The sequence below is a fragment of the Pseudomonas sp. WS 5146 genome (genome assembly GCF_012985495.1).
GTDB lineage: Bacteria > Pseudomonadota > Gammaproteobacteria > Pseudomonadales > Pseudomonadaceae > Aquipseudomonas > Aquipseudomonas edaphica.
Genome location: NZ_JAAQWL010000002.1, coordinates 262,253 through 281,785, shown reverse-complemented (window position 1 = coordinate 281,785; position 19,533 = coordinate 262,253). Strand labels below are relative to the sequence as shown.

The 19,533-nt window shown below is 60.7% G+C and carries 16 protein-coding genes; 8 read left to right on the top strand and 8 right to left on the bottom strand.

Annotated features, from left to right (window positions below; all coding sequences use genetic code 11):
- From HBO41_RS05775 to HBO41_RS05765, 3 genes are read left to right on the top strand one after another with little or no spacing between them, the layout of a single operon-like run.
- Entirely contained in the window at window positions 1-888 is an 888-nt protein-coding gene (locus HBO41_RS05775; protein WP_169985426.1) for a DUF692 domain-containing protein, read from the top strand.
- A complete protein-coding gene (locus HBO41_RS05770; protein WP_169985424.1) occupies window positions 885-1,661 on the top strand; it encodes a DNA-binding domain-containing protein in 777 nt (258 codons plus the stop codon). The genes HBO41_RS05775 and HBO41_RS05770 overlap by 4 nt, the downstream gene beginning before the upstream one ends.
- Window positions 1,658-2,143 (top strand): DoxX family protein, encoded by a 486-nt coding sequence (locus HBO41_RS05765; protein WP_017137204.1) that lies wholly within the window; start codon window positions 1,658-1,660, stop codon window positions 2,141-2,143. Before HBO41_RS05770 ends, HBO41_RS05765 begins: the two co-directional genes overlap by 4 nt.
- Here HBO41_RS05765 and HBO41_RS05760 read toward each other — a convergent pair.
- Entirely contained in the window at window positions 2,134-3,048 is a 915-nt protein-coding gene (locus HBO41_RS05760; protein ID WP_017137203.1) for a LysR family transcriptional regulator, read from the bottom strand. The two genes, HBO41_RS05765 and HBO41_RS05760, sit on opposite strands and share 10 nt — an antisense overlap.
- A 104-nt stretch (window positions 3,049-3,152) precedes the next feature.
- Here HBO41_RS05760 and HBO41_RS05755 point away from each other — a divergent pair, with 104 nt between their 5' ends.
- From HBO41_RS05755 to HBO41_RS05745, 3 genes are all read left to right on the top strand, one after another.
- Window positions 3,153-3,752: a short chain dehydrogenase gene (locus HBO41_RS05755; protein WP_169985422.1), complete on the top strand. Its 600-nt coding sequence runs from the start codon at window positions 3,153-3,155 to the stop codon at window positions 3,750-3,752.
- Window positions 3,753-3,849: 97 nt separating this feature from the next.
- The gene (locus tag HBO41_RS05750; protein WP_099548579.1) at window positions 3,850-4,521 is read left to right on the top strand and encodes a COG3650 family protein; all 672 of its coding nucleotides are present in this window, start codon (window positions 3,850-3,852) and stop codon (window positions 4,519-4,521) included.
- Window positions 4,522-4,627: 106 nt separating this feature from the next.
- Window positions 4,628-6,235, top strand: a complete 1,608-nt coding sequence (locus HBO41_RS05745; protein ID WP_169985420.1) for an NAD(P)/FAD-dependent oxidoreductase — start codon at window positions 4,628-4,630, stop codon at window positions 6,233-6,235.
- Between the two features lie 141 nt (window positions 6,236-6,376).
- Here HBO41_RS05745 and HBO41_RS05740 read toward each other — a convergent pair whose 3' ends face one another.
- Window positions 6,377-7,471, bottom strand: a complete 1,095-nt coding sequence (locus HBO41_RS05740) for a PLP-dependent cysteine synthase family protein (protein ID WP_017137200.1) — start codon at window positions 7,469-7,471, stop codon at window positions 6,377-6,379.
- Between the two features lie 215 nt (window positions 7,472-7,686).
- Between HBO41_RS05740 and nhaA the strand changes: the two genes are divergently transcribed.
- Together nhaA and HBO41_RS05730 are read left to right on the top strand one after the other, a co-directional pair.
- Entirely contained in the window at window positions 7,687-8,862 is a 1,176-nt protein-coding gene (nhaA, locus tag HBO41_RS05735) for a Na+/H+ antiporter NhaA (RefSeq protein WP_138454015.1), read from the top strand.
- Window positions 8,863-9,058: 196 nt separating this feature from the next.
- Entirely contained in the window at window positions 9,059-10,681 is a 1,623-nt protein-coding gene (locus HBO41_RS05730; protein ID WP_169985418.1) for a methyl-accepting chemotaxis protein, read from the top strand.
- Window positions 10,682-10,964: 283 nt separating this feature from the next.
- On the opposite strand, the gene HBO41_RS05725 is transcribed toward HBO41_RS05730, so the two are convergent.
- The 6 genes from HBO41_RS05725 to dinG all read right to left on the bottom strand — a co-directional run bounded on the left by HBO41_RS05725 (window position 10,965) and on the right by dinG (window position 19,452).
- Window positions 10,965-11,429: a glycine zipper 2TM domain-containing protein gene (locus HBO41_RS05725; protein WP_017137197.1), complete on the bottom strand. Its 465-nt coding sequence runs from the start codon at window positions 11,427-11,429 to the stop codon at window positions 10,965-10,967.
- Between the two features lie 262 nt (window positions 11,430-11,691).
- On the bottom strand, window positions 11,692-12,339 hold the full coding sequence (gene pdxH, locus HBO41_RS05720) for a pyridoxamine 5'-phosphate oxidase (protein WP_099548576.1): 648 nt from the start codon (window positions 12,337-12,339) through the stop codon (window positions 11,692-11,694).
- 27 nt (window positions 12,340-12,366) lie between these two features.
- A complete protein-coding gene (locus tag HBO41_RS05715; RefSeq protein WP_099548575.1) occupies window positions 12,367-13,524 on the bottom strand; it encodes an OmpA family protein in 1,158 nt (385 codons plus the stop codon).
- A gap of 143 nt (window positions 13,525-13,667) precedes the next feature.
- Window positions 13,668-14,813: an EstA family serine hydrolase gene (locus HBO41_RS05710; protein WP_017137194.1), complete on the bottom strand. Its 1,146-nt coding sequence runs from the start codon at window positions 14,811-14,813 to the stop codon at window positions 13,668-13,670.
- Between the two features lie 82 nt (window positions 14,814-14,895).
- The gene (locus HBO41_RS05705; protein ID WP_169985416.1) at window positions 14,896-17,193 is read right to left on the bottom strand and encodes a beta-galactosidase; all 2,298 of its coding nucleotides are present in this window, start codon (window positions 17,191-17,193) and stop codon (window positions 14,896-14,898) included.
- A gap of 114 nt (window positions 17,194-17,307) precedes the next feature.
- Window positions 17,308-19,452 (bottom strand): ATP-dependent DNA helicase DinG, encoded by a 2,145-nt coding sequence (gene dinG / locus HBO41_RS05700; protein ID WP_169985414.1) that lies wholly within the window; start codon window positions 19,450-19,452, stop codon window positions 17,308-17,310.
- Window positions 19,453-19,533: the final 81 nt, after the last annotated feature.

Here is a 19,533-nt window from a genome sequence, read left to right as displayed (position 1 = left end):
ATGATGACGCTTTTACCCCAGCACACGGTCTCACCGGCTCAGGTGCCCGGCCTCCCTTACCGGGCCGGGCTGGGGCTGAAGAACGAGCACTTTCTTGAAGTGCTCAAGACCTCGCCCGATATCGGTTTTTTTGAAGTTCACGCCGAAAACTACATGGTCGCCGGCGGCCCGTTTCATCACTACCTGGGTTTGATACGCGAACAGTACCCACTGTCATTGCATGGCGTGGGTCTGTCCATCGGCGGCGAAGGCCCGCTTAATCGTGAGCACCTGGCACGGTTGGCCACGCTGATCGAACGCTATCAACCCCACTCTTTCTCTGAACACCTGGCCTGGTCCAGCCACGGCCCGGTGTTCCTCAATGACTTGCTGCCGCTTGCCTACGACGCCGCGACCCTGGACCGGGTGTGCGAGCACATCGATCAGGTACAAAGCACCCTCAAGCGGCCGATGCTGCTGGAGAACCCCTCGACGTACCTGCAGTTCCAACGCTCGACCCTGGACGAGACGGACTTCATCAGCGAGATCATCCGGCGCACCGGTTGCGGGCTGTTGCTGGACGTCAACAACGTCTATGTGTCGTGCATCAATCATCAGCGCGATCCACTGGCCTACATCGATGCGCTACCGCTGAAGGCCGTCGGTGAGATTCATCTGGCCGGCTTTGCCGAAGACACCGACAGCCTGGGCGACCGCCTGCTGATCGATGACCATGGCGCGCCCATCGATAACGCGGTGTGGCAGCTCTATGAACAGGTGCTCAAGTACACCGGCCCGGTGGCCACGCTGATCGAGCGGGACAACCAGGTGCCCGCCTTCAGCGTGTTACACGCCGAAGCCCAACACGCCGACTGGCATCTGTCACAGGCGAAGGTATTGAAGCCATGAGCGATCAAGCTGCATTTGCCGGCGCCTTGCTCGACGCCGACCAGGCCTGCCCCGACGGATTGTTCAGCAACAACGGCGCCGACCCGGCCAGCCGTTTCGCGGTGTATCGAAACAATGTCCACAGCTCGCTGATCAACGCGCTCGCCGCCGCTTATCCGGTAACGCTGCAATTGGTTGGCGATGAATTTTTTCGCGCGATGGCCAGCCTGTACGTGCAAGCCAGCCCGCCCGACAGCCCGTTGATCAGCGATTACGGCAGCACGTTTGCCGCGTTCATCCAGGCGTTCGAACCGGCTGCGAGCGTGCCTTACCTGGCGGACGTCGCACGCCTGGAACGCCTGCGGGTGCGTGCTTATCACGCCGCGGACCGCCAGCCACTGAATCAGCAGGCCATCCTTGAACAACTGCAAGGGCCGACCGACCTGGGGCAGCTAAGCCTGCACCTGCATCCGTCCCTGGCCACCTTGAATTCACCCTACGCCGTGGTTGCGGTATGGGCCGCGCACCAGACCGAAGGCACCATTGCCACCTTGAACCCTTGGTACGCCCAAAGTGCACTGGTGTTACGCCAGGGCTTGGCGGTCAAGGTCTTCGCCATCGACAGCGGTTCGGTGGCGTTTATCAACAGCCTTGACCAGGGATCAGGCCTGGAAATAGCGGTAGAGCACGCGCTTGAAGCATCAGCCGAATTCGACCTCAACCATTGCCTGACACTGCTGATCTGCCACGACGCCATCATTCATTTGCACACAGAACAAAAGGAATCGCCATGAACACTTCCCCTACTTGCCTGGTAAAACGGACCATCGCGCTGTTCGAAAAAATCCCCTACAGCCTGATCGCCTTTCTCGCACGGTTTTCCATTGCGGCGGTGTTCTGGAAGTCCGGCCAGACCAAAGTCGAAGGCTTTGCGATTGATATCATCAACGGCACCTTCCAATTGGGCGAACCCAAGCTTGCCGCTTCAACCCTGCCGCTGTTTCGCAGCGAGTACCACGTGCCCTTGCTGTCACCGGAAGTGGCCGCGCACATGGCAGCATTTGCCGAACACTTTTTCCCGGTACTGATCCTGGTGGGCTTTGCCACGCGCTTCTCGGCCCTGGCGCTGATCGGCATGACCTTGACCATTCAACTGTTCGTCTACCCCGAGGCCTACCCCACCCATGGCACCTGGATCGCGTTACTGCTGCTGTTGGTGGCCAAAGGCCCAGGTTGCCTGTCGATTGATCACCTGATCGCGCGCCGCTACCGCTGAAGGCGATCCAGGGTTTCGCCGCTGCGTCTGAACCAGTCCACCAAGTAGTCGGCCAACACTTGGGTTCGGCGCGGCAGGCCACCTTGATAAGGATGAACCAGGTACATCGGCATGCTGCGCGTTTGATAATCACGCAGCAGCCAGCGCAAGCGCCCGTCGGCCAGTTCTGCCGGTAACACGTAGGACGGCAGGCGGGCGATGCCGGCGCCCACCAAGGCGGCTTTTTTCAACAGGTTGTAGTGGTTGGAAGCGAAGGTACCGCTGACCCGCACCCGCAGCAGTTCATGTTGCTGGTGGTACAACCACTCCTCACGCCCGCTGTAATGGCTGTTGAGCAGACAGGTGTGCGCGGCCAGATCCGCAGGCGTCAGCGGTTCGCCATGCTGCGCAAGGTAGGCCGGGCTGGCGCAGGTCATTTCATGCCAGGCCAACAGTGGCTTGGCCACCAGCCGCTCGTTATCCATCGCCCCCATGCGCACGCCCAAATCGAAGCCATCACGCGCCAGGTCGCGGTAGCTGTTGTTCAGTTCCAGCTCGATCTGAACCTGCGGGTATTGCTGGGTGAACTCCAGCAACAAGCCATCGAAGAAGGTTTCCCCCAGCGACACCGGAACCGTCATACGCACTGGGCCAGCCAGATCGTCCTTGAGCCGCGCCAACGCCTGACGGGCGCGCTCCACCTGGTCCACCAGCGCCTGAGCCTGGGGCAACAACGCCGCACCGGCGGCGGTCAGGCTGAGCTTGCGAGTGGTACGGTGCAATAACACCACCGAAAACTGCGCTTCCAATTGGCTGATGCGCTTGGACAATTGGCCCTTGCTGCAGCCCAATTGCTCCGCCGCCAGGGTAAAACTGCCCGCTTCGATCAGCACGGCAAAGGCCGCCAGGTCATCCATTTCGCTCATGGATTGTTTCCAATTGAAAACCAAAGGTTGCCTATTAGCGCGTTTATCCACTTAAAAAGCCATCCTAGACTGAAACCTCACTTAATCCCCGGAGGAACAGCACGATGAAAATCCTATTGATTGGTGCCAGCGGCACGGTCGGCTCAGCGGTCAAGGCGGAACTGGCGCAGCGTCACGAGGTGATCAGCATCGGCCGCAGCGGCGGCGACTTCCAGGTGGATATCAGCGACAGCGCATCGATCCGCAAACTGTTCGAGCAGACCGGCAAGTTCGACGCGTTGGTCTGCGCGGCAGGCAGTGTGAATTTTGTGGCACTGGGTGAGATGAGCGAAGCCGACTTTGAACTGGGCCTGCGGGACAAGCTGATGGGCCAGGTCAACCTGCTGCTGATCGGCCGCGACTACGCCAACGACGGTGCCTCGTTCACCTTTACCAGCGGCATCCTGAACCGCGATCCGATCCGCACCGGCGCCTCTGCCGCATTGGTCAACGGCGCATTGGATGCCTTCGTCAAGGCGGCGGCGATCGAATTGCCGCGCGGCTTGCGCATCAACTCGGTGAGCCCGACCGTCTTGCTCGAAGCCATGGGCAGCTACGCGCCGTACTTCCGCGGTTTCAAACCGGCTTCGGGTGCCGATGTAGCACTGGCCTACGCGAAAAGTGTCGAAGGCTTACAGACTGGTCAGACCTACATCGTTGGCTGAAATATGATGTCTGTCAGAATCGCCTGAACCCGGCGAACGGGCTTGTGGTGCGGTGCGAGCCTGCGTAACGTGGCGGCACTAGTTTGGAGACCCAATAATGCGCGCCGCCCGTACCCTTGCTCTGTTTGCCCTGCTGCCCCTCTTCACCGCTTGCCAGATGTTCGAGAGCGAGCCGGCCAAACCGTCTACCGTCGGGCTGACCCGCATGCAGGGTGAGCTCACGGCAGTGGGCGACAAACTGCTGTTCCAGCCGTGCGGCGACAAACGCAACTACGTGGTCAATGACACCGGCGGCACCAGCGTCTTGCAGGAAGCCGCGTCCCTGGCCGGCCAGCAAGGCGTGCTGTTTGCCGATTTACGCGGCAAGTTTTCCGGGGTGGCCAGCGGCACCCAGGGTTCGGTCGACCTGCAACAACTGTATCGTGTAGAACGCTCGACCTCGGCCTGTAACGACCCGGACTTCAAACGCATGATTCTGCGGGCCAATGGCCATAAACCGGCCTGGGCGATGAGCGTAACGGCCAAGGGCATGGTGCTGGAACGCGAGGGCCAGCCGCCACTGGCGGTGCCTTTTGTCGAAGAGCAACTGGGTGACGGCCGTTTCAACCTGATGACCGAAGCCAATAACCAGCACATCGAACTGTGGGTAGCCCCACAACGCTGCATCGATGCCGCCAGCGGGAGCTTGCAACACATGACCGCCGAGTTGCGGGTCAATGGCCAGGTCCAGCGCGGTTGTGCATCATTCGGCGGCTCGCGGGACGACTGATTCAGCCTTGGGCTGTTTTAACATGACGGGAATCAGCCTTTGGGGCTTATAATCGCCGGTTTGCAAAACAGCCGGCATCGAAGCCCGCCGCCCACCGGATCCTGTCATGTTACGAATCACCGAACTCAAGCTGCCCATCGACCATCCCGAAGAAGACCTGCGGCCTGCCATCGTGCAGCGCCTGGGCATCGCCAGTGATGACCTGCTCGACTTCACCCTGTTCAAACGCAGCTACGACGCGCGCAAGAAATCGTCGGAGCTGTGCTTCATCTACACCATCGATCTGAACGTAAAGGGCGAAGCCGCCCTGCTGCTCAAGTTCGCCGATGACCGCAACATCAACCCGGCACCGGACGTCAGCTACAAAGTGGTGGGCCAGGCGCCGCGAGGCTTGGTTGAACGGCCGATCGTGGTGGGTTTCGGCCCCTGCGGCATTTTCGCCGGGCTGTTGCTTGCGCAGATGGGCTTCAAGCCGATCATCCTCGAACGCGGCAAGGAAGTGCGCCAGCGCACCAAAGACACTTGGGGCCTGTGGCGCAAAAGCGTGCTCAACCCCGAGTCCAACGTGCAATTTGGCGAAGGCGGTGCCGGGACCTTTTCCGACGGCAAACTCTACAGCCAGATCAAAGACCCGAAGTTCCACGGTCGCAAAGTGCTGCACGAGTTCGTCAAGGCCGGCGCGCCGGAAGAAATCCTCTACGTCAGCAAGCCGCACATTGGCACCTTCCGCCTGACCGGCGTGGTGGAAAACATGCGCGAGCAGATCATCGCTCTCGGTGGTGAAGTGCGTTTTGAGCAGCGCGTCACTGATGTGCTGATCGAAGATGGCCAGTTGAACGGCGTGGTCGTCGACGGCGGCGAGCAGATCCTCTCCAAGCACGTGATTCTGGCCCTGGGCCACAGCGCCCGCGACACCTTCCGTATGCTGCACGGCCGTGGCGTGTACATGGAGGCCAAACCATTCTCGGTGGGCTTCCGTATCGAACACCCGCAGTCACTGATCGACGCAGCGCGCCTGGGCAAATACGCCGGGCACCCGAAACTGGGCGCCGCCGACTACAAACTGGTACACCACGCCAAGAACGGCCGTTCGGTCTACAGCTTCTGCATGTGCCCGGGCGGCACCGTGGTGGCGGCGACTTCCGAGCCGAACCGCGTGGTCACCAATGGCATGAGCCAATATTCACGCAACGAGCGCAACGCCAACTCCGGCATCGTGGTCGGCATCACGCCTGAGGTGGATTACCCAGGCGGACCGCTGGCCGGTATCGAGTTGCAGGAGCGCCTGGAGTCTCACGCCTACATCCTCGGCGGCAGCAACTACGAGGCGCCGGCGCAGCTGGTGGGTGATTTCATCGCCGGTAAGCCGTCCACCGCCATTGGCAGTGTGGAACCGTCCTACAAGCCGGGGGTGGCCCTGGGCGACCTGGCGCTGGCATTGCCGGACTTCGCCATTGAGGCGATTCGTGAAGCGCTGCCGGCGTTCGAGAAACAGATCAAAGGTTACTCGCTGCACGATGCGGTACTGACCGGTATTGAGACCCGCACCTCGTCGCCACTGCGCATTACCCGTAACGAGTCGATGCAGAGCCTGAACGTGAAAGGCTTGTTCCCGGCCGGTGAAGGCGCAGGTTACGCCGGTGGCATCCTGTCGGCGGGTGTTGACGGAATTCGGATTGCCGAGGCGTTGGCGCGGGATATGCTGGGTATATAAGCTTAAGCACTTCTTACAGCCAACCCGTATCAAATGTGGGAGCTGGCTTGCCTGCGATGGCGGTGGTTCAGTCGATAAATTCGGCGACTGACACTCCGCTTTCGCAGGCAAGCCAGCTCCCACATGGGTTTATTGGGCGTGTCAGATATTGGCGCGCAGGACGCTGGCAGGCAACGGCTCACCCTTCTCTACACTGGCCGCAACGGCTGCTATCAAGCCGCCAAGCTCATACCCCTGCTCCGCCAACCAAGCCTGATCGTAGTACGTGTTCGCATACCGCTCGCCCCCATCACACAAGATCGCCACGATCGACCCCGACTCCCCCGCCGCTTTCATCTGCAGCGCCGCGACCAAAGCGCCGATCAGGTTAGTCCCGCTGGAACCACCCACCCGCCGCCCCAACCGCTCGGCCAGGTAATGCATGGCTGCCAATGACAGCGCATCCGGCACCTTGACCATCGCATCAATCACCTGGGGTAAAAACGAAGCCTCGACCCGTGGCCGGCCGATCCCTTCGATGCGTGAACCGCACTCCAGACGCAAACTGGCATCGCCCGTCTGGTAGTAGTCAAAAAACACCGAACGCTCGGCATCGGCACACAGCACGCGGGTGCAATGCTGGCGATAACGCACGTAGCGGCCCAGGGTCGCCGTGGTACCACCGGTGCCGGGGCTGGAAATCAACCAGCTCGGCTCCGGGTAATGCTCAAAACGCATCTGCTGGAAAATCGACTCAGCGATGTTGTTGTTTGCCCGCCAGTCCGTCGCGCGCTCGGCGTAGGTGAACTGGTCCATGAAGTGACCGCCACTTTCCTTCGCCAAACGTTCGGACTCGGCGTAGATCTGCGTCGGATCCTTTACCAGATGGCTCTTGCCACCATAGAAGGCAATCTGGTCGATCTTCGCCTGGGACGTGGTGGCCGGCATCACCGCGATAAACGGCAGGTCAAGCAAACGCGCAAAGTAAGCCTCCGACACCGCAGTAGACCCACTGGACGCTTCGATCACCGGCGCACCCGGCTTGAGCCAGCCATTACACAGCGCATAAAGGAACAGCGAACGCGCCAGCCGATGTTTGAGGCTGCCAGTGGGGTGGCTGGACTCGTCCTTGAAGTACAACTCGATACCCGGCAGCCCCGGCAATGGAAGAGGGATGAGGTGCGTGTCGGCGCTGCGCTGGAAGTCCGCTTCGATGACACGGATGGCTTCGCGAGCCCAGGTACGGTGGTCGTTCATGAGGTGAGTCTCTAAGGGTTTCAGTCCCGATTTTAGGGGCTTTCCTACACGCCACACAGATACAGTGACGACTCAATTAGACACACAATTGCTAAGCTTTGACGCAAGACCGATCCTGACCCTCTCTTATAACAAATAAGAATATAAATTTTGTTTTAACAACTAACAGTACGGGTTAGGGTACCCACCTATTGAACCTTATTGGAGAGCATCCCTTGCCTCTGCGTAGCACTTTCACCCGTTTCTTCCAGCTGGAGGCCGCCAGCGGTCTGTTATTGATCGCCGCTGCCGCTCTGGCGCTGATCATCAATAACTCACCGCTATCCCACCTCTACGGCGCCTTCCTCGATACGCCGGTGGTGGCGCAGGTTGGCGCGCTGAAAATCGCCAAGCCAGCGCTGCTGTGGATCAACGATGGCCTGATGGCGCTGTTCTTCCTCCTGATCGGTCTGGAGGTCAAACGCGAGTTGCTCGACGGCCACCTGTCCAAGCCATCGCAAGTGGTACTGCCGGGGGCGGCCGCGATTGGCGGCATGGTGGTGCCGGCTTTGATCTATTGGGCACTGAACAAGGACAACCCCGCCGCACTTGCCGGCTGGGCAATCCCGATGGCCACCGATATCGCTTTTGCACTCGGCGTCCTGGCCCTGCTCGGCAAGCGTGTACCGGTGTCACTGAAGCTGTTCCTGATGACCCTGGCCATCATTGATGACCTGGGCGCTATCATCGTCATCGCGGTGTTCTACTCCGCCGAACTGTCGAATGCAGCCTTGGCGGGCGCGGCCACGTGCCTGGTCGCCTTGATCGCGATGAACCGCCTGGGCGTGGTCAAACTCGGCCCGTATATGATCATCGGCCTGATCCTGTGGGTCTGCGTGCTTAAGAGTGGCGTGCACGCCACCCTGGCCGGGGTAACCTTGGCGTTCTGCATTCCACTGCGCACCAAAAATGCCGAACCCTCGCCACTGCTGACTCTGGAGCACGCCCTGCACCCTTGGGTGGCCTACGCTATCCTGCCGTTGTTCGCCTTCGCCAACGCTGGCGTGTCGCTGACCGGGGTTACCCTGGACAGCTTCACTCACCACGTGCCCATGGGCATCGCTGCCGGCCTGCTGATCGGCAAGACCATCGGCGTGTTCGGCCTCACTTGGCTGGCCATCAAGACCGGAATCGCCACCCTGCCCAGCGGCGCCAATTGGGGCCAGGTGCTGGGAGTGGCCATCTTGTGCGGCATCGGCTTCACCATGAGCCTGTTTGTCGGCTCCCTGGCCTTTGTGCCGGGCGCCAGTGAGTTCGCGGGTGAGGATCGAATGGGCATCCTCACCGGGTCGATCCTGGCAGCCTGTATTGGCTACGCGGTCACAGCGCTGGCGAGTCGCAAGAAAGCCTGAGCGCTCTGAACGCCCCACAAAAAACCCCAGCCGGTTACCCGGTTGGGGTTTTTCTTTTGGCGAAGATGACACTTTCGCGTAACGCCTAAAGACTTTGTCTCGGCCGCCGACTAAGGATTGTGGCGATCCGCCTGCCCCGTCTGGGGCACCCGCCTGACACAGCTCTTCAACACGTTCCCAGCCCGAGCGAAAACCCATGTTCCTGAGAAATATAAGAATCGCAGCCAGAGCCTTCATCGGCTTCGCTGCTATTGCGTCGCTGAGTGTGTTTCTCGGCCTGTTCGCGCTCAAGCAGATCGGCGAAGTGCAGTCCCAGGCTGCCGACATCCAAAACAACTGGATGCAGCGCGTGAGGATCCTCGCCCTGGCCAATGCCTCGCTGGATCGTTTTCGCTTGGGGGAAATGGCGCACATCCTGTCCGCAAGCGACGCCGATATGCAGACCTACGAAGACAAATCCGCGGGTCGCCTGAAAAGCGTCAAGGAGCAACTGGCTCAATATGCAGCGCTGTTGCGCACGCCGGAGGAAAAATCGCGCCTGGACGTGTTTAACCAGAGCCTGGAAGGGTACGCCAAGAACCACACCGAGATGCTCAAACGCTCGCGCTCAGGTGACAAGGCTGGCGCCCGTGACTTTCTCAACAGCATTCGAGAAAGCTATGAGCAGATGACCAAGAACTTCGATCAGTTGATCGACCTCGCCAACAAGGGCGCAGAACTTGCCGGCCAGACTTCCGTGGCCGCGTACCAGCATGCCGTGGGCGGTATCGCCATCGTCATCGTGCTGGTAAGTGGCGGCACGGTGCTGGTGGCCTGGCTGCTGACCCGCAGCATCACCGGCCCCATCATTGAGGCGGTACGGGTGGCTGAAACCATCGCCAAGGGCGATCTCAGCCAGCCCATAAACCCGACCGGCAATGACGAAGCCACACGCCTGTTGCGGGCACAAGAGACCATGCGCAACAACCTGGTGCAGACACTGCGGCAAATAACCGGCTCGTCGAGCCAACTGGCGGCAGCGGCCGAGGAACTGAATGCCGTTACTGCCGAGGGCAGCCGCGACCTGCAGCAGCAACATGGCGAGATCGAGCAGGCCGCCACCGCCGTCACCGAGATGACCACGGCCATTGAAGAGGTCGCCCGGAATGCCGCCACCACCTCCGACCTGTCCCAGGCGTCGCGCAGCATCGCCTTGAAAGGCCAGCAACGTATGGTCGAGGCACTGAGTTCCATCCAGGCCCTGACCCGTGGTGTAGAGCTAAGCTCCAGCCAAGTGGGCGGCCTGGCCGAGCAGGCCAAAGGCATCGGCAAAGTGCTCGACGTTATCCGCACCATTGCCGAGCAAACCAATTTATTGGCACTGAACGCGGCCATCGAAGCGGCGCGGGCCGGTGATGCGGGCCGTGGTTTTGCCGTGGTCGCCGACGAAGTACGCGCCCTCGCCCATCGCACCGCGCAATCGACCCAGGAAATCGAACAGATGATTGGCAGCATCCAGACCAACACCGCCAGCACCGTCAACACCATGCTCGACAGCAGCACCATGACCCAGCAAACCATTGGCCTGGCCGAACTGGCGCAGCAAGCGCTGGCGGATATCCTTGCCGCCAATGACGAGATCAACAACCGCAATCTGGTGATTACCACGGCGGCGGCGGAGCAAGCTGACGTTGCCCGGGCGGTCGACCGCAACTTGCTGAATATTCAACAGCTGTCGATTCAGTCCGCCGAAGGCTCGACTCAGACCACCGCCGCTTCGCAATCGCTTGCCAGCCTGGCGCATGAGTTGAATACGATGGTGAAGCACTTTCAGGTGTGAAGTGAGTGCGTGAATGCCTGCCCGGACACCGTACCTGTGGCGAGGGAGCTTGCTCCCGCTGGGTCGCGTAGCGGCCCCTGCTCTTTGCTTTAAAAGCATGGGACCGCTACGCGGTCCAACGGGAGCAAGCTCCCTCGCCACAGGCAAACTTAGACATGGCTTGCAATAAAAACCGCCCTACTAAGGCGGTTTTTTTATTGCCTGCATTTTCTCAAAAAACCGCAGGCAATAAAAAACCCCAACCCGTCACCCGGTTGGGGTTTTGCGTTTCTACAACCAGCGCTTAGCGCGTTACACGGCTGGTGCCGTTAACCGTCATGATGCGCACGCGGTCGCCAATGCGGAAGATTTCGTTAGGGTCGACGGCCTGGACGTAGGCGCGCATGCTGCCGTCGTCTTCGCGAACGGTAACTTCAACACCCTGGGTGCGGGTCAGTCCTTCTTCAGCGGCGGAACCCAGCAAGCCACCGGCAACCGCACCGATAACGCCAGTGACGATACTGCCACGGCCACCACCGATCGCGCTGCCGCCAACGCCGCCGACCACTGCACCGGCAACACTGCCGATTGGGGTCTTGGTGCCTTCGATTTTCACCGGACGCAGGGATTCAATGGTGCCCATACGAACGGTCTGTACACGACGCGCCTCGTCACGGGAGTACGAGTCGCCGGTCAGACTCGAGGCGCAGCCACCCAACAGCAACGACAAGGTGGTAAAGCAGGCAACTAGTAAAACAGACTTACGCATAGCATCAACTCCAAAGGACAGGTGTTCATTAGACGCCGCTGCTTGGCGCCTGTCACGGCAAGCACGCCAGAAAATTGCTTTCATTCAGCCTGAGTACAGACTGCCAGCACCAAAAAACTCGACGAACGGTAGCTCCCGCCCCGATCCAAAAATCACGTGGAAGCGCTCTTTATTGTAGTCACGCAATCAAAAACGCCGAAGCCTCTGTGTAGAGACTTCGGCGTGATGATCACCATTCAGATGGAATGACGAAAGGTGTAGCTCAGGGCGCCAGGCGCTCGCGCGTCCACTCGCCCGCTTGCAGGCGATAGTTCAGGCGGTCATGCAGGCGACTGGCGCGGCCTTGCCAGAACTCGATGCGCTCAGGCAACAAACGATAGCCACCCCAATGCTCGGGGCAGTCGGGTTGGGTATCGCTGAAACGCTGTTCGGTCTGCTTGAGCAGCTCCTGCAGCTCTTCACGGTCACGAATGACTTGGCTTTGCGGCGATGCCCAGGCGCCAAGACGGCTGCCCAAAGGCCGGACCTGATAATAGGCATCCGACTCTTCAGGCGTGACCTTGACCACCCGCCCTTCGATGCGCACCTGGCGCTCCAGGGAGGGCCAAAAGAAGGTCATGGCCGCAAACGGCCGCGCCGCGAGTTGTTCACCCTTGGCGCTCTGATAGTTAGTGAAGAAGGTAAAACCCTGTGCATCCAGGCCCTTGAGCAGCAGGATGCGACAGTGCGGGCGACCGTCCTGGTCGACCGTGGCCAGGGTCATGGCATTGGCCTCCACCGGTGGCTGCTCGGTTTTCACCGCATCGCCAAACCATTGGTGGAACAACGCAAACGGCTCGTCCGGGGCCTGGGCCTCGCTCAAACCGTCCCGTGTGTAGTCACGGCGCATATCGGCCAGTGCCTGGGTCATGCAGCTTTATCCTTCTGTTTCAACGGATCAGTTTTTCGCCTGGTCGTTCGCAGCCGGGGCGGCAGCCTTCGGTGCGGCTTTTTTCGCGGCAGGCTTGGCAGCGGCTTTTTTCGCAGCTGGCTTGGCGGCAGCTTTCTTGGCCGGGGCTTTTTTCGCCGGAGCCGCTTTTTTCGCAGCCGGAGCCGGCACAGGGGCTGGCGCAGTTTGCACAGCGACCATGTCAGCGACCGGTGGTTTGCCCGAGTTGTACTTGCTCAGCAGCGCCAACATAGTTGTACGCTGAGTGAACATGATCTCCATGCGACGGTTCAGCGCACGCCCCTGATTGCTGTCGTTGGCGGCACGCGGCATCAGGTCGCCCATACCGCGCAGCATCAAGCGATCCTGCTTCAAGCCGCTGAGGCTGAAGATAGAGGCAATGGATTGCGCACGTTCTTTGGTCAACGCCTGGCTGGCCGGGGCGGTACCTGTGGCATCAACGTGACCCAGGACCAGGACCGCGGTCTTGGGGTCAGCTTCAACAGCTTTGGCAACGCGTGTGAACGGGCCGAGTGTGACCGGCAGCAGCATTGCCGGGCGTTTCGGGTTGTAGGAGCCGTCCACCGGGGCAATCACGACCAATACGTTGTCACGACGTTCCAGTTGCAGGTTGCTGTCCTTGATGGCGGCGCGCAGACGCGGCTCATAATCATCCAGCCAGGCTTGGGTGATTTTCGGATCGGGCATCTGCACGTTGGTCACATCAACCTTGGCCAGTGGCTTTGGCTTGCTTTCGAACGGCCACCACCATTTGGTTTCGGTGTCGGTCTTGGCGACGGCAGGCGCAGCATCCGGCGTGGAAGCAGGGGTTGCGGCCTTGAGGTCGGCTTTCAGGTCGGCTTTGGCATCCGCCGCTTTTTCGTCGGCGCTTTTGGCAGCGAACGGCCACCAGTTGAAGCCGGTGTCAGCCTTGGCTACCGGTGCAGGCGCTGGAGCAGCAGCGGCGGCCACAGGTTCGACAGGCTTGGCGCCGGCGGCAGGTTTGGCATCCGGCTTGGCGTCGGTTTGTGTCACGGCGTCCTTGGTAGCAGCCTTGTCAGATCCAAATGACCACCAGTGCCCACCTTCGGCATCACTTTGTGGTGTTTGTGCGCAGCCAGTAATAGTGAGGCACAGCGCCAGTGCCAAGGACTTGTTCGATAACATGAGGTATCCACAAAATGAGAAAAAAACGGGGGGCCTGGTTGACCCGTTAAACAGACGCTTAGAGAACAGTAAAGTTACACAATTTCGTTCAGCGCCTTCTTATACTTGCCTTTGTAACAAAAAAACGTGAAACAGCAAGCTCTTTACAGACAACCGGCCAATATTCCGACCAACTTCTGCGCACGCGGGTCCATAAGTACATAAGGGCCCAGTGTATTAGTCACGAAACCAAATGCTACATCGCGCTCAGGGTCGGCAAACCCCACCGAACCACCGGCGCCAGGGTGGCCAAACGCACGCGGGCCAAGGCCAAAGGTGGCATTGGGCAGTTGCGGTTGATCCAACATGCACCCCAAACCGAAACGGGTTTGAGTCAATAATGTTTTGTCTGGCCCGATACTGTGTTCGCGGGTCAATTGTTCGAGCATGTCGCTCTCAAGCAAACTACCGTCCAACAATCCGCTATAAAAACCTGCCAGGCTGCGCGCATTACCGTGACCATTTGCCGCTGGCTGCTGCATCCGCCGCCATTCGGGCTTATTAGTGCTGGTCAGAATAGACGGTGGGTTGGCAAATGCACGGGTGGTCATGGCATTAGGTTCGCGCATCATTACTTGAAGTAAACGTTGCGCGGCTTCATCGCCCATATTGCCTTTGCTGCGCGCTATATGCGCAACCCGATAAAACTCTTCGTCCGCCAAACCGACATGGAAGTCCAGGCCCAGGGGCCGCGCAACCCGCGCCACAATCGACTCGCCCGGCCCGCGCCCGTCGGCACGGCGCAGCAACTCGCCGACCAACCAGCCATAAGTGATGGCCTCGTAGCCATGCCCTTCGCCCGGCGTCCACCACGGGGCTTCGGCCGCCAGGGTGTCGACCATCAGTGGCCAGTCATACAGGGCTTCGGTCGGCAGCATCTGGCGAATCGCCGGCAGCCCGGCCTGGTGGCAGAGCAACTGGCGCAGCGTGATGGTTTCTTTACCCGCCGCGGCAAACTCGGGCCAGTAGTCGGCAACTGGCGCATCCAGTTTCAGCTTGCCTTCGGCAACCAGCTGCAGGGCCGTGACGGCAGTGAAGGTCTTGGTGCAGGAGAACAGGTTGACGATGGTGTCGCTGTGCCAGGCCTCGGCACCGTCCTTATCGGCGGTACCGGCCCACAGGTCGACGACGGTTTCGCCGCCGATCTGGATACAGAGCCCGGCACCACGCTCCTGCGGGTCATCGAACAACGCGGCAAAGGCTTCACGTACCGCTTCGAACTGGAGCTCGTAATGACCCTGAATCTGCACCTAAGCCGCCTTGGAAAACACCGTAAGAAGTGGCCGACATTGTTCCAGTCATTGCAGGTTTTGTGAACCCGTCAGTGATGAATCAATGGCCATTTCCAGAGTGTCCACCCGCATGCCCGGCGCCCTGCCCCGCGCCTTTGCCTTCTTGCCCGGACTTGCCGCCTTCGTTCTCGCGAACCTTGCTGGCCGCCTTGGCTTTTTCGGCCTCCTTGCCCAGTTGGTCGACCGCCGCCAGGTTGCTTTTACGCACACTCTCGACAAAGCCCTGGAACGGCACATCGGTGATGCCCACCAGCCCGAAGTGGCCGTTCTCGCCATCCAGCAGGCGCCCGGTGACCGGCTGGTCCAGGTACTGGAACCAATGCACGCCGACAATCGATGGCTCGGCCATGGCCTGCTTGAGGAAGTTGCTGTACGCCACGCCACGGTCTTCTTCACGGGCCAACTGTGTCACGCCGCCCCAGAACGGGCCACGGTCGGCCGAGCCGAAGTTGAACTCGGTAATCAGCACCGGCTTGTCCAGCGTGCGCAAGGCAGCAAAGTCATAACCGTCCTGCGGCTTCAGGGTGTACATGTTGAAACTCAGCACGTCGCAATACTGGGCGCAGGACGCCACGGCCTCGGGCGTGCTGACGGCATACCGACCACCCAGCAGCAACTGGTTGGGCGCGTGCCATTTCAACGAATCGGAGATGGTTTTGAAGTAGGCATCAGCGAAGGTCTTCTGGAAATATTTGAAGTCAGCTTCGATTTCCGGGTGTTCGGGGCTCGGCATCGGCGGCTCGAAGCCTGGGTCTTCCATCAGCTCCCAACCCGCCAGGTGGATGCCCCAGGCTTTCGACAGGCCTTCTTCGTTACGGTACTTGTCGCGCAGTTGTTTGAGGAATGCGCGTTTGGCCGGTACGTCGGTGGTCATGCGCAACGTGCCATAGGCCAAGGCGTAACGGGATTTTGGATCATCGCCGGGGCCGGCCCAGGCCAGCTCGTTGTCGGCAAAATAGCCGATCAGCCACGGGTCATCACGGTGGTCACGGGCGGCAATGGCCACGGCGCGTTCGGTGGCCATGGCAAAGCGCGGGTCGAACGGGTCGGGCATGCCGCCCCACCAGTCGGTGCCAGTGCTGATGCTGGCGTAGTCACCGACAATCGACAGCGGCAAGGTGTAGGGCACACGGTCGGCGCGGGCCAGGTCCTCATCACTCCAGTTGCCCACGGTGTTGAAGCCCCAGGCTTGCAGGCGGTCGAGGGTGTGGCTGACCCAGCGCTTCTGGTCGAAACCTTCGCCGCCATAAGTACGCTGCAAGTTGGCGCCGTAAAAATCGTACCAACGCCCGACATTGAAGCCGCGGCCCTGATCGGCACCGTTGCCGCCCCGGTTATCGCCACTGCCGTAGTACTTGTCGAACGGTTCGCCAGCCTTGGGCAGCGCGGCGAACATCCACTCGCGGCCGGCCACGTAGGTCTGGTTGTTGTCCGGTGCCACGGTGTTAACACCCAACGAATAGAACGGATGGCCTTGCGGCGTCACCAGGTACCAGCGACCGTCACGCTTCTCGGTACGGAAAAAACCACTGGCGTCGAACGCCGGGCCTTTGTTCCAGCCACCGTATGGGTCCAGAGCGGATTTGTCACGCTCGGCCAGCCAGCCCTTGAGCTGTTGCTGCTCCTTGGCCGCTGCGGCTTTGAGTTGCTCGTCAGTGCTGACCTTTTCCGGCCAGCGTGCACGGGTGGACTGGCCATAAGCGTCCACCAGCTCACTGTAGACCGCCTTCAGCACCGGCTCGCTGTCCTGCACGCCAAAACGCTCAAGCAAAATGCTTTGGGCGGCATTGGGCTTGAGCATCGACAAGGTGACCGAGGCCACTTGGCTGCGGTCGATCTCGCCAGCACTGGCGGCCAGCAATACACGCTGGCCGTCCAGGGTGATCGGCATGGGCGGGCCGGCCTTCATGCCCTGGCTCAGCGGCGAGTTGGCTTGCAACGGGATCAACAGGGTCTGGGCCGGGCCGGCCGGCAGGTCGATACGGCTGACCAGAGTCTTGCCGTCGACGCTCTGTACTTTGACATAGAGGGTCAACGCCCAGTCCATGGCGCTCTGGATACGCAGGCTCATGGCGCCGGATTGCGACCAGTCCCAGCTCCCGGCCTGCGGGCTGAGCACCAGGCTCGGTTCGGCCACCGGGTTGAAGGTGATGCGGCGCAACACCTCGCCTTCGGGGGTTTGTTCGGCGTTGTATTGCGGCAGGCTGGCGTCCTGAGTCGCCACCTTGACCACATCGGCAGGTCGGACGAAGTTGAACAGCGTTTGTTGCCCGGCAGGCGCGGCCATCAAGGGCGCAGCGAATAACAGGGCAAAAAGAGCAGGCAGCGTGCGAATCATACGAACAAGGTTCTCCCAATCGGCCGATAACTGGCCTGATGACATAAAGCGTTGGCAGTGAGATAGACCACGAAGTGGGCGACTTCGCCCACAGCAGCTTAATAAATGAGTGGCTTAAGAAATTTCGCGCCTGAACGGCGGCAAGGCATTAAGGATAGCTTTGCCATAGCGCTGCGTGACCAAACGGCGGTCGAGCAAGGTGATAGTGCCGCGGTCTTCCTCGGTACGCAGCAAGCGACCGCAGGCCTGGACCAGCTTCAAGGACGCATCCGGCACCGAGATTTCCATGAACGGGTTACCGCCCCGCGCCTCGATCCACTCGGCCAAGGCTGCCTCGACCGGGTCATCCGGTACCGAGAACGGGATCTTGGCAATCACCACGTGCTCGCAATAGGCGCCGGGCAAGTCCACGCCTTCGGCAAAACTGGCCAGGCCGAACAGCACGCTGGAATCGCCGCCATCAACCCGCGCCTTGTGTTTGTTGAGGGTTTCCTGCTTGGACAGGTTGCCCTGGATAAACACCTGTTTGCGCCAGTCACGGTCGAGGCCGTCAAACACGTCCTGCATCTGTTTACGTGACGAAAACAGTACCAGTGTGCCGCGCGAACCTTCGACCAGCTCCGGCAAGTCGCGGATGATCGCCGCCGTGTGCGCGGCCGCATCCCGTGGGTCGGCCTTGAGGTCCGGTACGCGCAGCACGCCAGCATCGGCATGGTGGAACGGACTCGGCACCACGGCCGTCACTGCTTTTTTCGGCAGCCCGGCGCGCATGCGGAAACGGTCGAAAGTGCCCAGGGCCGTCAGCGTGGCCGAGGTCACCAGGCAGCCATAAGCCACGTTCCACAGGTTGCGACGCAGCATTTCGGCGGCGAGGATGGGGCTGGCGTTAACCTCGATATCGAACAGCGCACCGCTTTCCGACAGGGTCAGCCAACGCGCCATCGGCGGGTCGTCTTCCGGGTCTTCGACGGTGAAGGCGGTCCACAGCTCCCAGTTGCCCTGGGAGCGTGACAACAGGCTGCCGAACAGTGGGTACCACTCCTCGGCCTGGTTGCTGGCGATGCCGATATTGACCTCGCCATCCATGCCTTCCTTGAGCAAGTCGGTGAGGCGCGTGAACAGGTCGGTGAGGCGTGAAAAGCCCTTCTTCAGCTCAATACCCATTTCGCGCATATGCTCGGGGATCAACCCGCCGACAAAGCGGTGGCGCGGCCGCTCACGGCCCTCCACGTCTTCGCCGGGCTTGAAGTCGGCGACCTGTTCACAGGCGCTGAACATGAACTGCTGCTGAGTCTTGATCTCCCGCGCCAGCTCCGGCACTTGCTCGATCAACTTGCCCAAATCGCCGGGCAGCGGATGCTGGGCCAGCAGTTTGGTGAGGTTCTTGGCAGTGGTTTCCAGCCAGTCGGCCGTGGAACGCAGGCGCGTGTAATGGGCGAAGTGGCCAATTGCCTTATCCGGCAGGTGGTGGCCTTCGTCGAATACGTAGAGGGTGTCGCGCGGGTCCGGCAACACCGCGCCGCCGCCCAGGGCCAGGTCGGCCAGTACCATGTCGTGGTTGGTGACGATCACGTCGACCTTGCCCATGCCTTCGCGGGCCTTGTAAAAGGCGCACTGGCCGAAGTTGGGGCAATGGCGGTTGGTGCACTGGCTGTGGTCGGTGGTCAGGCGTGCCCAGTCCGAATCTTCAAGAGCGGTGGGCCAGCTGTCGCGGTCGCCGTCCCATTTATTGCCGGCCAGCTTCTCGATCATGCTGGTAAACAGCTTCTGGCTGACTTCATCCACCTCGATCTTGAAGCCTTCTTCTTCGAACAAGGAGGCAGTGGCGGTTTGCGCATGGCCTTCCTGCAGCAACACGTCGAGCTTGGACAGGCACATGTAGCGCCCACGCCCCTTGGCCAGGGCGAAAGTGAAGTTCAGACCGCTGTTGCGCATCAGGTCGGGCAGGTCTTTGTAGACGATCTGCTCTTGCAGGGCGACAGTGGCGGTGGCGATCACCAGGCGCTTGCCGGCAGCCTTGGCGGTAGGGATCGCGGCCAGGCTGTAGGCCACGGTCTTGCCGGTGCCGGTGCCGGCCTCGACAGCCACAATCGCAGGGTCGCCACTGCGCCGCCCTTCGTCGTCGGTGTCGATATCCCCGAGGACCTTGGCCACTTCGGCGATCATCAGGCGTTGGCCGTAGCGCGGTTTCAAGCTCTTGGCTTCGAGAAAACGCGAATAGGCGCCCTGGATCGTGGTTTTGAGTTCAGTGCTGATCATGGATAGTCGGGCGCAAAAAACGCTGGATAAATTTTCAGTGGTTCGGATCGGCCGCTATCATACCCCGCTAATTAATCCCGC

What these genes read in the sequence shown, in the direction of transcription:
- HBO41_RS05765 (WP_017137204.1), top strand. Translation starts at nt 1,658, where the DNA reads ATGAACACTTCCCCTACTTGCCTGGTAAAACGGACCATCGCGCTGTTC.
- HBO41_RS05745 (WP_169985420.1), top strand. Translation starts at nt 4,628, where the DNA reads ATGTTACGAATCACCGAACTCAAGCTGCCCATCGACCATCCCGAAGAA.
- HBO41_RS05770 (WP_169985424.1), top strand. Translation starts at nt 885, where the DNA reads ATGAGCGATCAAGCTGCATTTGCCGGCGCCTTGCTCGACGCCGACCAG.
- pdxH (WP_099548576.1), bottom strand. Translation starts at nt 12,339, where the DNA reads ATGACCCAGGCACTGGCCGATATGCGCCGTGACTACACACGGGACGGT.
- HBO41_RS05715 (WP_099548575.1), bottom strand. Translation starts at nt 13,524, where the DNA reads ATGTTATCGAACAAGTCCTTGGCACTGGCGCTGTGCCTCACTATTACT.
- HBO41_RS05750 (WP_099548579.1), top strand. Translation starts at nt 3,850, where the DNA reads ATGCGCGCCGCCCGTACCCTTGCTCTGTTTGCCCTGCTGCCCCTCTTC.
- HBO41_RS05755 (WP_169985422.1), top strand. Translation starts at nt 3,153, where the DNA reads ATGAAAATCCTATTGATTGGTGCCAGCGGCACGGTCGGCTCAGCGGTC.
- HBO41_RS05740 (WP_017137200.1), bottom strand. Translation starts at nt 7,471, where the DNA reads ATGAACGACCACCGTACCTGGGCTCGCGAAGCCATCCGTGTCATCGAA.
- HBO41_RS05775 (WP_169985426.1), top strand. Translation starts at nt 1, where the DNA reads ATGATGACGCTTTTACCCCAGCACACGGTCTCACCGGCTCAGGTGCCC.
- HBO41_RS05730 (WP_169985418.1), top strand. Translation starts at nt 9,059, where the DNA reads ATGTTCCTGAGAAATATAAGAATCGCAGCCAGAGCCTTCATCGGCTTC.
- dinG (WP_169985414.1), bottom strand. Translation starts at nt 19,452, where the DNA reads ATGATCAGCACTGAACTCAAAACCACGATCCAGGGCGCCTATTCGCGT.
- HBO41_RS05725 (WP_017137197.1), bottom strand. Translation starts at nt 11,429, where the DNA reads ATGCGTAAGTCTGTTTTACTAGTTGCCTGCTTTACCACCTTGTCGTTG.
- HBO41_RS05705 (WP_169985416.1), bottom strand. Translation starts at nt 17,193, where the DNA reads ATGATTCGCACGCTGCCTGCTCTTTTTGCCCTGTTATTCGCTGCGCCC.
- HBO41_RS05760 (WP_017137203.1), bottom strand. Translation starts at nt 3,048, where the DNA reads ATGAGCGAAATGGATGACCTGGCGGCCTTTGCCGTGCTGATCGAAGCG.